Origin of the sequence: Bacillus safensis (assembly GCF_039619585.1) — a bacterium.
Lineage (GTDB): Bacteria > Bacillota > Bacilli > Bacillales > Bacillaceae > Bacillus > Bacillus safensis.
The window spans coordinates 927,104-940,129 of record NZ_CP154909.1 but is presented as its reverse complement, the minus strand read 5'-3'; the positions used below and the strand labels follow the sequence as shown (position 1 = coordinate 940,129).

At 40.9% G+C, this 13,026-nt stretch carries 13 protein-coding genes; 5 read left to right on the top strand and 8 right to left on the bottom strand.

Features of this window, described 5'->3' with window-relative positions; translation table 11 throughout:
• Positions 1 to 92: 92 nt before the first annotated feature.
• Together AAYR28_RS04720 and AAYR28_RS04715 are read right to left on the bottom strand one after the other, a co-directional pair.
• Positions 93 to 2,108, bottom strand: coding sequence for an ABC transporter ATP-binding protein (locus AAYR28_RS04720; protein ID WP_111927066.1), 2,016 nt, complete (start codon positions 2,106 to 2,108; stop codon positions 93 to 95).
• Entirely contained in the window at positions 2,105 to 3,862 is a 1,758-nt protein-coding gene (locus AAYR28_RS04715; RefSeq protein WP_065214180.1) for an ABC transporter ATP-binding protein, read from the bottom strand. Before AAYR28_RS04715 ends, AAYR28_RS04720 begins: the two co-directional genes overlap by 4 nt.
• A gap of 555 nt (positions 3,863 to 4,417) precedes the next feature.
• Here AAYR28_RS04715 and AAYR28_RS04710 point away from each other — a divergent pair.
• On the top strand, positions 4,418 to 4,924 hold the full coding sequence (locus AAYR28_RS04710; RefSeq protein ID WP_034282233.1) for a universal stress protein: 507 nt from the start codon (positions 4,418 to 4,420) through the stop codon (positions 4,922 to 4,924).
• Positions 4,925 to 4,969: 45 nt separating this feature from the next.
• Here the strand turns inward: AAYR28_RS04710 and dat are convergent, their stop codons facing one another.
• Positions 4,970 to 5,827, bottom strand: a complete 858-nt coding sequence (gene dat / locus AAYR28_RS04705; RefSeq protein WP_340892186.1) for a D-amino-acid transaminase — start codon at positions 5,825 to 5,827, stop codon at positions 4,970 to 4,972.
• A 296-nt stretch (positions 5,828 to 6,123) separates the two neighbouring features.
• Here dat and AAYR28_RS04700 point away from each other — a divergent pair, with 296 nt between their 5' ends.
• Positions 6,124 to 6,978: a polysaccharide deacetylase family protein gene (locus tag AAYR28_RS04700; RefSeq protein ID WP_046310400.1), complete on the top strand. Its 855-nt coding sequence runs from the start codon at positions 6,124 to 6,126 to the stop codon at positions 6,976 to 6,978.
• Positions 6,979 to 7,018: 40 nt separating this feature from the next.
• On the opposite strand, the gene AAYR28_RS04695 is transcribed toward AAYR28_RS04700, so the two are convergent.
• The 3 genes from AAYR28_RS04695 to AAYR28_RS04685 form a co-directional block, all read right to left on the bottom strand.
• The gene (locus AAYR28_RS04695; protein ID WP_373924852.1) at positions 7,019 to 7,750 is read right to left on the bottom strand and encodes an NAD-dependent protein deacylase; all 732 of its coding nucleotides are present in this window, start codon (positions 7,748 to 7,750) and stop codon (positions 7,019 to 7,021) included.
• Between the two features lie 29 nt (positions 7,751 to 7,779).
• A complete protein-coding gene (locus AAYR28_RS04690) occupies positions 7,780 to 8,868 on the bottom strand; it encodes a mechanosensitive ion channel family protein (protein WP_041116978.1) in 1,089 nt (362 codons plus the stop codon).
• 164 nt (positions 8,869 to 9,032) lie between these two features.
• Complete coding sequence (locus tag AAYR28_RS04685) at positions 9,033 to 9,134, bottom strand: YhdX family protein (protein ID WP_017360338.1); 102 nt, start codon at positions 9,132 to 9,134, stop codon at positions 9,033 to 9,035.
• A 305-nt stretch (positions 9,135 to 9,439) separates the two neighbouring features.
• Here AAYR28_RS04685 and AAYR28_RS04680 point away from each other — a divergent pair, with 305 nt between their 5' ends.
• From AAYR28_RS04680 to crcB, 3 genes are read left to right on the top strand one after another with little or no spacing between them, the layout of a single operon-like run.
• Entirely contained in the window at positions 9,440 to 10,156 is a 717-nt protein-coding gene (locus tag AAYR28_RS04680; RefSeq protein WP_034282238.1) for a glycerophosphodiester phosphodiesterase, read from the top strand.
• A gap of 4 nt (positions 10,157 to 10,160) precedes the next feature.
• Complete coding sequence (locus AAYR28_RS04675; protein ID WP_342496049.1) at positions 10,161 to 10,556, top strand: CrcB family protein; 396 nt, start codon at positions 10,161 to 10,163, stop codon at positions 10,554 to 10,556.
• On the top strand, positions 10,557 to 10,922 hold the full coding sequence (gene crcB, locus AAYR28_RS04670) for a fluoride efflux transporter CrcB (protein ID WP_034282241.1): 366 nt from the start codon (positions 10,557 to 10,559) through the stop codon (positions 10,920 to 10,922). It begins immediately after the preceding gene.
• On the opposite strand, the gene AAYR28_RS04665 is transcribed toward crcB, so the two are convergent.
• Together AAYR28_RS04665 and AAYR28_RS04660 are read right to left on the bottom strand one after the other, a co-directional pair.
• The gene (locus AAYR28_RS04665) at positions 10,919 to 11,311 is read right to left on the bottom strand and encodes a hypothetical protein (protein ID WP_034282242.1); all 393 of its coding nucleotides are present in this window, start codon (positions 11,309 to 11,311) and stop codon (positions 10,919 to 10,921) included. The two genes, crcB and AAYR28_RS04665, sit on opposite strands and share 4 nt — an antisense overlap.
• 91 nt (positions 11,312 to 11,402) lie before the next feature.
• Positions 11,403 to 12,785, bottom strand: a complete 1,383-nt coding sequence (locus tag AAYR28_RS04660) for a hemolysin family protein (protein WP_342496048.1) — start codon at positions 12,783 to 12,785, stop codon at positions 11,403 to 11,405.
• Positions 12,786 to 13,026: the final 241 nt, after the last annotated feature.

Genomic DNA, 13,026 nt, shown 5'->3' with positions numbered 1-13,026 from the left:
ATCAATAAAAGTCGAGAACAGAATCTCCGACTTTTTCATGCAAAGGAAAAGAGCCTCATTCAATTGGAAGAGGCTCTTTTTTCTACTATTCATCAGCTGTTGGCAACAGCACCTTTTTGCAGTTCATACATTTGTGCATACAGCCCTTCTTGCTGCATGAGTTGTTCATGACTGCCACGCTCGACGATTTCACCTTTTTCTAACACCAAGATCATATCGGCTTTCTTAATAGTGGATAATCGGTGAGCAATCACAAAAGTCGTCCTTCCTTCTTTGACTACATCAAGTGCCCGCTGAATGATCGCTTCTGTTTCTGTATCAATGTTGGCTGTGGCTTCATCTAAAATTAAAATCGCTGGATCGTACGCCAATGCGCGCGCAAATGAAATCAACTGACGTTCCCCTGAGGAAAGGGTGCTTCCCTTTTCAACGACTGGTTCATCAAAACCTTCTGGCAGGTGCTTCAATAACTCTGCTGCACCTACTTGCTTTAATGAAGATTCAATGGTTTCTCTTTTGATGTCTTCATTTCCTAAGCTTACATTGGAAGCAATTGTTCCAGAAAATAAATACGGGTCTTGCAGCACAATGCCCATTTGTTTACGCAGCGTTTGGCGCGACTGATCATAAATGCTTTCGCCATCTATGAGAATGTCTCCTTGCTGAATGTCATAAAAACGCAGCAGCAAGTTCATGATCGAGCTTTTCCCAGAACCAGTATGCCCCACAAGTGCAACCGTTTGACCTTTCTTTGCTTCAAACGTAATGTTCTTTAAGACATTTTTCCCTTCATTATAAGCAAAGGTGACATCTTTGAACTGAACGTGTCCCTCCAGCTTCTTCTGAACAGGCTCTTCCACTTCTGTTCCTGGTTCATCTAGTAATCGGAAAACCCTCTCCGATGAAACCCTTGCTAATTCTAACCTAGAGAATTGATTCACAATGCCTGTAATCGGCTGAAACAATCGATTTAAATAATCGACAAACGCATAGAGCACACCAATGGACACAATGCCTGTCGCACTTAACGAAGCACCGCCAAAATACCAAATGAGTGCCACATATGCTAAATTTCGCAGCAGGTTAACCAAATTATGTGAAAGAAGTGAATTTAAATGCAGCATCTTTCGCTGATATCGAAAGTGATTGTTGTTCAGCTCATCAAATTCCTCTTGCGTCGCTTTTTCATGACGAAACGCTTGAATGATTGTCATCCCTTGAATGGCTTCATTTAGCTTGGCATTAATTTCACTGATGATCGAACGAATGCGGTGATTGTACACTGATGCAAACTTTCTGTAAGTCATCGACCATAGGAAAATAATCGGTACTGCGACCAAACAAATGAGTGCCAGCTTTACATTTAACAAAAACATGGCAATGTAAATCCCAATCATGTAAATGGCACTCGTCACGAAATTAGCAAGGACTGTTACATATAAATCACGAATGGTTTCCGTGTCATTTGTGATTCTCGCGACAACCTTTCCAGCCGGTAAATTATCAAAATATCGGATCGGCAGTGTTTGGATGTGCTCAAATACGTCTACCCTCATTTTTTGAATAATTCGATTTGCAATCCTCTGGAGCAAATAATGCTGCCCATACTGAAAGAAAATCGCAACGATGAGCAGTCCTAGATAAAATAGAACAAGCTGCACCAAACCACTGATTTCTGGCTGATAAAAAGCGAAAATCTCCTCTTTTGATAAACGCTGTACCTCATAGGTCTCACGCTCGTTTCCATTATCAATGGTGAGCTGATCTCCCGATATTTTTCTGTTTCCATCAAAACGAATCGGCTCATTCACAAAATAGTAACCGAACCCGACTTGCACTACATTGATTTGCTTTCCAGAATCCATTCCATTATTTAATCGATCGCTTCGTATATAGTTATTTCCCTGGTAATAAACGGTTTTGTCTGTCTTTTCATTGACCTCGACATACGGTTTTTCTACACCTAAAATATGATCATCAATCATTTTCTTCCCAATAAACGGTCCTGTCAGCTCAGCACCAACTGCAATCATTAGAAAGATTAAGGCAACAGACAATACTTTCTTATATAGGAGTGCGTAGGCAAGGAGTCTTCTTCCTGTTGTCATGCCTCATCCCCTCCTTCCAGCTGATTTGTTAGCTGCTGACGCAAAAATTGTTCCTTGTACCACCCATCCTGCTGGATGAGCTCGTTGTGGGTGCCCTTTTGGACAATGCGTCCTTCTTCCATGACAAGAATGAGATCCGCATGTTCAACAGCTGATAGGCGATGAGTTGTAATAAACGTCGTTTTGCCATGACGGTTTTGTCTTAGATTTTCTAAAATAGCGGTTTCTGTTTTTGCATCTACCGCAGATAATGAGTCATCCAGAATTAAAATGTCTGGATCAATTAATAAAGCACGTGCAATGGATATTCGCTGTTTTTGTCCGCCTGACAGCGCCACACCTTTTTCCCCAACCATGGTTTCTAGACCCTCTGGCAAAAGGCGTAAATCCTTTTCAAAATAAGCATCTTTGATTGCTTGTGCTAACTCATCTTGTTTCGCGTCACGATGACCAAAGCGCATATTCTGTTCCACGCTTTTTGAGAAAAGTATATGATCCTGCGGTACATATCCGATCCATTGAAATAACTGATCTAATTCAATGTTTTGGATTGGAACACCTGATAGCAAGATTTGCCCATCACCTGCCGGGTACTGGCGCAGAAGCTGTTTGACAATGGTCGTTTTACCGCTTCCTGTTTTGCCTGTAATCCCAATCGTCTGTCCTTTTCGAACGGTAAAGGACACATCAATGAGATTATCTTTAGATGAAGTTGGATACCTGAATGTCACATGATCAAACTCAATATCTCCAGGCTCTTGTAACGTTTTCGGCTGAGCAGCATCTGTTACGTCCGGCTTGTAGCCGAGTGTATGATTTAACCGGTCTAACGACGCATTTCCTCTTTGCATAATATTAATCAATTCGCCGATCGCAAACATTGGCCAGATCATCATGCCAAGATAGACGTTAAATGCAACAAGCTCCCCAATGGTTAAATCACTTTGGAACACGAGGTATGCTCCGTAGCCGATTCCGATTAAGTAGCTGATCCCCACAAGTAATTTCACTGTCGGCTCAAACAAAGAATCAATGATCGCCACTCGCATGTTTTTTTGAAATACATCATCTGTCATTTCGCGAAAGCGTTCGACATCTTGTTTCTCCTGCACAAAAGAGCGAATGACCCGGACACCTGCCACTGATTCAAGAACGCGATCGTTCATATCACCAAATGCATCTTGAGCGACTGTAAAGCGCTCATGGATTTTGCTTCCATAAAACGCAATCAAGAGCGCCATCAGCGGCATAGGGATAATCGCCATTAAGGTTAATTTCCAGCTAATCGTCAGCCCCATCGTAAAGAAGATCATCAGCATATAAGCAGTGGAATCAACCAAGGTCAGAACGCCAAAACCTGTCGTTAAGGCCACAGCATTCAAGTCGTTTGTACCTAGTGCCATTAAGTTGCCTGTTTTTTTCTTTTCATAAAAGGTAGGCGTCATCTTAAGCAAGTGGCGCATCAGTTTCCCGCGCATCACACGCTCCATGACATTTGCGCCGCCAAATAACTGATACATCCAAAAATATGTAAGTGTATAGACGACGACACCTAGTAAGCAAAAAATGGTCACATAAAACACAATACTGGATGTTGTAAATTGACCAGAACGAATGTCATCAACTGCCTGGCCTAGGTATCTTGGCGGCAGCATTTCAAGCACATTCACAATGAGCAGGAGCGTAATAGCAATCGTATAACGCCTCCACTCTTGTTTAAAGAACCAGCCTAATTTCGCAAATACTGAAAACATGTTTGTCTCTCCTTTTCAAGCTAGCCGCTTTCTAAATTTTCCTGCAAGTCACCTTGTTTCGTTTTTTGAGCTTTTGTCATTTTTCTTGATTTTGGCATGTTCACATGCTTTCACTCCTCTTCATTTACTTGTTGTTTTTCATCCCTTTATTTCGAAATGCGAAATGAATTCAACAAAAAAGAGGCCACCAGCTGGCTGGTACGCCTCTTTTCGTCATGTAAAAAGGCGCATGTTGACAAATACGCAACATACGCCTTGATTCATCCGATCAATTGGAACAGACGAGTTCCTTTTCAATGACCAATGAAGGTGTAATTGTCACGTGAATCAACCCATTCATGCAGTTTGGTTTCATTCTTCCAATGTTGCACATGACATTTCCTCCTTTTGGCTCTTGAATCTTTTTTTATCTTATAGCGGCTGTCACCATTTTGTCAATAAATATTTTTCAATAAATGAAATTTTCTAACAAAAATCAATCTCCTTCATGTGTATCTTTTTCTATTAACGGGTATACCATGAGTGTAAAGACTCCTTTTGAAAGGAATGAGGACATTGTTTCAAGCTGATCGGATGGTCGTAGCGTTTGATGGACATGAAGACAGTAAGAAAGCATTAAAAAAGGCAATCGCTTTAGCTAAAACCTTACATGCCAAGCTGACCGTTACCTATGCACATGATGGCAAAACAGACAGACAGGTGTTTGATGCACCGCGCCCAATGACTGGCGGAGCTTATATCGGCGGCGGTACGGCAGATCTTCAAACTCCCCCTGTATATGTACCTCACGATGAACAGCAAAGTCCCTTGATTTTTGAAGACCATACAGAAGAGGTCGTTGCGGAAGCACGAATGCTATTAAATGAGGAGCAGTTTGAGGCTGCCATTGAAATTGTAGAAGGAGAACCAGCAGAAGCGATTATCGAATATGCGGAGGAAATATCAGCAGACCTCATCGTCATGGGAGCACGTGACCAAAGCAGATTGAAAAAAATGCTGTTTGGCAGTGTGAGTGAAAAGTTATCAGCAAAATCAGATATACCTGTGCTTATTGTGAAATAAATGCATCATAAAAGGCTGTAAACATTGGTTTACAGCCTTTTTTATTTATGAAGAGATGGATGCTTCACTTTCATGTTTAATTTTTTGCTGGAAGCCTTCCTGTACGCGCTTTGTCAGCTCTCCTGGAACGCCTTCCCCTACGGGCTCGCCATCTATTTCAACAATCGGAATAACTTCAGCTGTCGTCGAGCTGATGAAGATTTCCTGAGCGCGCAGCAGTTCTTCTTTGCTTATACGAGTTTCTTCAACCGTACATCCTTCTTCCTCACATACCTCCAGCAGCTTTCTACGAGTAATGCCGTTTAAAATGAGATTGTTTGCAGGATGAGTACGAATCACGCCATCAATCACGGCATATACATTCGAGGAGGTTCCCTCGGTCACAAAACCGTTTCTCACAAGGATTGCTTCAAACGCACCAGCTTCAGATGCTTTCTGCTTTTCCATGATGTTATATAAAAGATTTAAGCTTTTGATATCACACCTTAACCAGCGAAGATCCTCAGATAAAATGGCCTTTGCCCCAGCTTTCTGCTCTTGAACAGGCTTTTTCACCTGGAACGTATATGCTGTGATTTGAGGAGTAAGAGAATCACTATATTGATGTTTACGAGGGGCGACACCCCGCGTGACTTGAATATACACACCGCCATCTGTTAATTGATTGTGAGCGACGAGCTGTTGTAACTTTTCTTCCATATCTGATACTGTACCTTGCAGATGAATGCCAATTTCCTTTGCACTCTTGAACAGACGCTCTGTATGTTCCTTTAACGTAAACAAAGTACCATTGTATACACGGATGACCTCATAGACTCCGTCACCAAATTGATAGCCTCTGTCCTCAATATCAACATGTGCATCCTTTTTTTCAATGAAATCTCCATTGTACAATATTTTCATATGGAATCTCCCCTTCGCTTTGCAATAATGGTTGAATCTGATGCTATCTTAGCGGATAAATGGGTTCGTTTCAATGATTATTCAGAATTATTTCACATCGTATGAAATGGATAACCTTCTATTGTAACAAATATAGTTTGATAACCAAAAAGATTCCAATTTTTTAGCATCTTCTATATTCATAGGCTCTTTTTTCCTGTATACTTACTCCATATAAACACGACAAAAAACAGCGAAATAAGACAGAATCCCCTACATGATTCGACACAAATTTTTGATTTATTGGAGCGATTGTAATGCAACGGGTTAAAAAAAAACAGACACCTTCAAACACAATGCTGCTCTCAAAGGCGATTGGTTTTGTCATCCTGACACTAATCCTCTTTTTTATTTGGGATATGTCCAAAACCAATATGCAGGCAGCAGATCAGCCGGCGAAATTGTCTGCGAGCAGTCAATTTAGGGACACAAGTACTAGTATGAAAGCAAAAGATGCTTCTCGGAAAACATTAGATGCACATTTTAAGATCCATTCAAATAAACATATAACGGATCAAACGATCTTTTTAACCTTTGATGATGGTCCATCAGCGACTTCAAATCAGCTGTTAGATGTGCTAAAAGCGCATCAAGTGAAAGCCACATTCTTTATGCTCGGACCGCAGATTAAAGAACACCCGGCAGCAGTGAAAAGACTCCATCAAGAAGGTCATCAATTAGGGCTTCATGGTATTACCCATGATGTGAAACGCTTTTATCAAAAAAGTGATTCTCCTGTTAACGAGATGAAGGAAGATCAGCGCATTTTGGCTTCTGTCACAGGTGAGTATACCCATCTTGTAAGAACACCTTATGGCAGCACCCCAAATTTAACCGATCAGCAAAAAGCACGTTTAAAACAAAAAGGCTTTGTCTACTGGGACTGGACCATTGACAGTCTTGACTGGAAATATAAAAGCTCAAAATATGTACCAGAGGTATTAAATCAGCTGCAAGTGCTGGAGACAAAATATCCAAAAGAACCAAAAATCATCTTAATGCATGATCAGCCGGCGACGGCAAAATACTTAAGCAGCTTAATCACGCAGCTAAAGGCAAAGGGCTATACATTTGAAGTCCTTGATGAAACAATGAAGCCGCTGCAGCAATAAAGTAAAACCCGCACCTTTAGGATGCGGGTTTTTTAATGATTTATAAAGCTTTCACGAGATCGCCAATTCGCTCATGAAAGACAAGATCAAAAAGCGGATCGAATTCTGTTTCACTCAAATTCATCATCACCATGAAGATGGAAGGATCATGAGCTGCATCTTCTGGAATATATCTTGCTGGCGCTACCTCCAGGGAAGTCCCCATGACGAGGAGCATGTCCGTTTTCTGAAGTGATGTCTCCACTTGGTCTAAATGTTTGACCATATCGCCAAATAGGACAACATCTGTTTTTAGCACACGTCCACACGTACTGCCGTCTGAGGAAACCTTTTGACAGACCGGCACCTCTTCTTTTAATAAATAAGGCAGATCATATACCGCGTGGCACGATGGACAAGTAGCCGTTTGAATGGAGCCATGGAGTTCATATACATGCTGGCTTCCCGCCTTTTTATGAAGACCGTCAATATTTTGGGTAAAAATATCCACATGCTTCCCTTGTTGCTCAAGGCTGGCTAAAAAGGTATGCCCGCTATTTGGTTCGTATTCTCCACTCATTTTCATTTGAAACAAATCCTTAAATTTCGGCCAGAATTGATGAGGGTTTGATAAAAAGTAGGACCGGCTCATCGCCTCCATGCGGGAAGTATCTTCTGTCCACAGACCACCCGTTGATCTAAAATCAGGAATACCCGATTCTGTACTCATACCTGCACCTGAGAGTACTGTGATATGTGAAGCCTGTGATAATTTCTCTCTTAGTGCTTCCACTTTTGTTTGATCCACGCACCATTCCTCCTTTATTCACCCAGCTGCTTCTCACCTTTTTGTTTCATATAAATGGCCTGACCAGGGAAAGCAAATTCTACGCCTTCCTCGTGGAAAATATCTATGATGCGATAGTTAATATCCTGCTTAATATCAAGGTTTTCAGACCAAGCTGTCGTATTAGTGTAAAAGTTGAAAAACAAGTTCAAATAGCTGTCTGCCAGTACATCGAGATTTACCATAATCGTCTCTTTATGCACCCCATCATGCTCGTGAAGCATCTGTTTGAGACGCTTAATACACTGATCAATATTTTCCTTTGGTGTATTGTAGGAAACGCGAACAGAGAACGTAATCTGACGTTTATTCATTCTTGTCCAGTTTGTGATTGGCTCCTTAGAAAGCGTAGAATTCGGAACGGTCACGACGGCTTCAGCAGGTGTTCGAAACCTTGTGCTTCGAAATGTAATGTCCTCCACAGTCCCAAGTACACTTGGTGTCTCCACAAAGTCGCCCATCGTAAAAGGCTTCTCCGTAATGATGACTATCCCTCCAAAAAAGTTAGCCACTGTATCCTGAGCAGCGAGCGCAAATGCTAGACCACCTAGACCAAGCCCTGCCACAAGTCCATTTACGTCATAATTAAATTCTTGTGCAATGACGCTAATACTCAGTGCAATAATAATGAAACGAAGTACCTTTGATAAAAATGGTGCTAAAATATCATCCATATCTAATTCAAATTTCGAATTGACCTTTTGAAACAAGAAAGAAGATGCAGCGGTTAAATTACAAAGCCCCCACGTCAGCATTAATATAATAGAAGATCTATACAATTTAATGATGATATCCATATGATGCTCAAAGTATGGTGCCTGTCTTAACGCAAAATATAAACCAAGTGCCACGAAAAACAGCCTGGCTGGTTTTTCAAATGCCACAACAATTTGGTTAATGACCTCCGTTTTAGACCGATTCGTCAGCCTAAACAGAAGCTGAAATAAATACTTCGTAAATACTTTCCGAAGCAATAAAAAAAGCAATAAAATACAAAGGCTAATACCAATTTGGATCGCAATATCTACTGTAAAATATGTATCCATCCATTTTTGTGTAAACATGTCTGTCTCTCTCCTTTAAAACAATCCTCTCTAGTTTATAATATAACCTTCGTTCATGTCCTCTCTTAAATGTCTGACCTCTACATAAAAAGCCTCGGGACTGATCCCGAGGCATGAAGTTCAAATATGAAATTTTGGCTAGAGACATATCGACGGGCAGCAAACTACTTTTTCTTCTGAGCCTGATCAAGGAGAGTCGCTTTAAACATTTCAGCATCCGTTTCAGCCTTAATACGTTCTTCCACTCTAATTCTCCCTTTACCCAATCATCTCGCCTCCTTTTCATCATTATAAAACATCAGAATTTTCAGTCAACATGACGAAAGCACTAATATTTTGACGAACGCTGACGATTTGGACAAAAATGATCGAAGAAAAAATGATGTAGTTCAGATTTACTCAATAAGAGCTTGGGATATTCCTGCAACTTTTCACCTTTTATACACGATGCTTTCTCACCACACGCCATGTTCCATTACATACAGCTCTCCATCGTTCCATATAGTAAAGAAGGAAAAACAGCAAAAATTTGATATGATAAGACCAGAACTTATGTCAGGAGCTGGAGCATGTGTATATTATCGCGCATAGAGGGTCTTCAAGCGCTGCCCCAGAAAATACAATCGCCGCATTTGATTTAGCTGTTCAGCAAGGTGCGGATTATATTGAGTTAGACGTCCAGCTGACAATGGATCAGCACGTAGCCGTCATCCATGATGATACCGTTAATCGAACAACTAACGGAAGCGGCTTAGTGAAAAGTTATACACTTGATCGGCTGAAGAAACTGGATGCAGGAAGCTGGTTTGATTCACAGTACGCCAACGAACGAATTCCCACCTTACAGGAAATTCTTGAAAGGTACACTCATCGTGTCGGGATACTGATTGAGATCAAGCATCCAAAACGGCAGATTGGGATTGAAAAGGCAGTTGTCGACATCATCAACCGGTTTGCCTATTCCCGTCATATCATGGTTCAATCTTTTGATGCCAATGCACTTCAAAGAGTCAAAGCTTACGCCCCTTCTCTTCGAACAGCTTTTATTATAAAACCCTCTGCCTTTAAACTGACGAAAAGGAAATTAGCGGAGTACAGCTCCTTTGCGAATTGCCTTAATATGAAGAAAACGATGATCAACAGATGGTGGATTGACCGCATCCACTCATTTGGAATGGATGTCTTTATATGGACAGTGAAAGATCAAAAAACAGCCGACAGGATGAAAACATACCTCATTGATGGAGTGGTGACGGATCACCCGCCATTTTTTCTAAAGGAGAAATGATTAAATGAAAGCATATCTCGCCGTATTTATCGGTGGATTGGTTGGTACCCTTTGCAGATATGAACTTAGCCAATCCGTTGTCAGCCAGACATTCCCCTATGCAACACTGATTGAAAACATGACAGGCAGTCTGTTTCTTGGCTTTTCAACAGGATATTTTATGTTTCGGAAAGGAAAAAAATATCTTGCTGCTTTGATCGGAACAGGATTTTGCGGTGGTTTTACGACAATGTCCACTTTTTCTAAAGAAACGGTTCTCTTATTACAGGATGGACTGTTCACATCAAGTATCATGTACATTCTACTCTCAGTGATTGCTGGAGTGGGCGCTGCCTTATGGGGACTGATCACCGCTCAGCGCCTCTTTCAACAAAATGAGCAGCCGAAAGGAAGCAGATAAATGATTGTATTTTATACAGCTGTTGCCGGCGGGATGGGCAGTGCCCTTCGTTTTTTCCTCAGTCAATCGATTCAGAAAACCAAGTTTCATACTCGTTTTCCGTATAGTATTATTCTCATCAACTTACTCGGCGCTGCCGGTTTAGGTTTACTGACAGGTGCAGTGTCTGACAATGATCCGCTGCTTATGATCATTGGTACTGGGTTTTTCGGTGGTTTTACAACATTCTCTACATTTAGTGTAGAAGCTGCGTCCATGCTGCATGAGCGGCAAATTGGACTTCTTGCTGTCTACTTGCTGGTCACAATCATCGGGTCTTTATGTCTCTTTGCTGCGTTTTATCAAATAGGACAGCATCTTTTTTAAATATTGGTAATGGCGGCTAAGCTGATGAGCAGCTGATCCATGAGCTGGCGCTTCATCAAAAAGAGTGTTTTTTCACTATAGCCAATTTCCATTGCACACTTTGCCATCCGCCAATCTCGAAAATATTTGTAATCGATGAGCTGCTGCTCTATTTCGTCCAACTCTTTTAATGCCGTTTCAATACAAGCAACGATGAGTTCATACTGACTTTTTTGTTCTTCTAACTTTTTCCGAGTCATGTGGTCGAGATGATGCGGGCTTCTTTTTTCAAGCTGCCTTTCGATATTTAAGATCGCTGCTTGATAATTTTTGAAATTCTTTAAATGAAACTCAATTCGTTTCATTGAGGTTTTTTTCTCCGTGATACTTGCTGTTTCATACCAAAGCATGTCCATCCCCCTCTATCGAACGTTTGTTCTTATTATATACCGAACATATATTCGTTCAAAAGAGACTAAATACCTAAAAAAAACCTTGAGCTTATTTTTCGCTCAAGGTCATTTCGTTTACTAAAAGCGGCTCCTTTATATTAAGCCCAGTGCGTGCGCTGCCTTTTTCTGGCGATGTGACGCCTTTTTTCAAATCGATCTTTTTAACGTAGCGTCCATCCATTTCCAGCACTTTCATTCGAATATCATCAAGATAGACGGATTGTCCTTCTCTGATATCAATATTCTCTTTTAAGATGAGTCCGCCGATTGTATCAATTTCCTCATCATGATAAGAGATCTCGATCAAATCTTGAACTTCATCTAATCTCACTTTGCCATCTAAAACATAATGATGATCGGCTCTTTTTTGAATAACTGGCTGCTCATCTTCATCGAATTCATCTCGAATATCTCCGACAATCTCTTCTAAAATATCTTCCGTTGTGACAAGTCCAGACGTTCCGCCATATTCGTCAGTTAAGATCGCCATATGCATTCTATCACGCTGCATCTTAACGAGAAGCTCTTGAATAGGAATCGTGTCGATGACCTCAATCACTGGATATATATAATCTTGAATTTTCAGTTGATCTTTTTCTCCTTGATACACAAGATCTGCAAAGAGCTGCTTTTTGTTCAGCATGCCGATGACATGGTCTTTATCTCCTGAAAAAACAGGGAAACGTGTATACTTTTCCTGCGTCATGATGGCGAGGATATCATCTAACGGCATATCTTCTGGAATCGCACAAATTTCTCTCCGCGGTATCATGATCTCTCTGGCAATTCGATTATCGAAATCGAAAATCTTGTTCATATAATTATATTCTGATGGGTTGATTTCCCCATTTTTTAAGCTCTCAGATAATAAAATCTTCAATTCCTCTTCAGAATGGGAATGTTCTTTTTCAGACCCCATATCGATGCCCATCATTTTAGTTAGCAAACGGGCTGATCCGTTTAACACATAAATGAAAGGGAACATAAGGATATAAAATGCATGCAGCGGGCCTGACAGCCATAGCGTCATTTTTTCCGCCTTTTGAATGGCAAGCGTTTTTGGTGCTAGCTCACCTACAACTACATGCAAAAAGGTAATAATAGAGAACGCAAGTGTTGCTGAGATCAGGCTGATTGCTGAATCAGGAATGTTTGTCAAACCAAAACCTCGAACCAAAAGTTCTTTCACAGCCGGCTTACCAATCCACCCTAAACCAAGGGATGTCACTGTAATACCGAGCTGACAGGCTGACAAATATTCATCTAGCCTTGATGTCACCTTTTTCGCCATGATGGCCTTTTTGGACCCTTCGGCAACAAGCTGATTAATTCTTGAACTTCTCACCTTTACTATGGCAAATTCAGATGCAACAAAGAAAGCTGTTAAAGCAATCAAAACACCGACTATACTCAGATTAACAATATCGTCCATTTAACCTTGCTCTTTCTTAGAAGAACAAGGAGTCACCTCCTGATTGATGATGTTATGTTTTGCAAAACGGTTAACTGATTAAATAAGACTACATTGAGGGCCCCACTTAACCACCTCCGGTTCACGTAAAATTCCGCCTCTCTACATATATATGAAACGGTATTCATTTTATCTTACCATAAATAATCTGAAAATTCCTGTATCATCATGCTGTTTTTGACATGACTGACTAAATTGAGGG

What these genes read in the sequence shown, in the direction of transcription:
- AAYR28_RS04720 (WP_111927066.1), bottom strand. Translation starts at nt 2,108, where the DNA reads ATGACAACAGGAAGAAGACTCCTTGCCTACGCACTCCTATATAAGAAA.
- AAYR28_RS04715 (WP_065214180.1), bottom strand. Translation starts at nt 3,862, where the DNA reads ATGTTTTCAGTATTTGCGAAATTAGGCTGGTTCTTTAAACAAGAGTGG.
- dat (WP_340892186.1), bottom strand. Translation starts at nt 5,827, where the DNA reads ATGAAAATATTGTACAATGGAGATTTCATTGAAAAAAAGGATGCACAT.
- AAYR28_RS04700 (WP_046310400.1), top strand. Translation starts at nt 6,124, where the DNA reads ATGCAACGGGTTAAAAAAAAACAGACACCTTCAAACACAATGCTGCTC.
- AAYR28_RS04690 (WP_041116978.1), bottom strand. Translation starts at nt 8,868, where the DNA reads ATGTTTACACAAAAATGGATGGATACATATTTTACAGTAGATATTGCG.
- AAYR28_RS04675 (WP_342496049.1), top strand. Translation starts at nt 10,161, where the DNA reads ATGAAAGCATATCTCGCCGTATTTATCGGTGGATTGGTTGGTACCCTT.
- crcB (WP_034282241.1), top strand. Translation starts at nt 10,557, where the DNA reads ATGATTGTATTTTATACAGCTGTTGCCGGCGGGATGGGCAGTGCCCTT.
- AAYR28_RS04665 (WP_034282242.1), bottom strand. Translation starts at nt 11,311, where the DNA reads ATGCTTTGGTATGAAACAGCAAGTATCACGGAGAAAAAAACCTCAATG.
- AAYR28_RS04660 (WP_342496048.1), bottom strand. Translation starts at nt 12,785, where the DNA reads ATGGACGATATTGTTAATCTGAGTATAGTCGGTGTTTTGATTGCTTTA.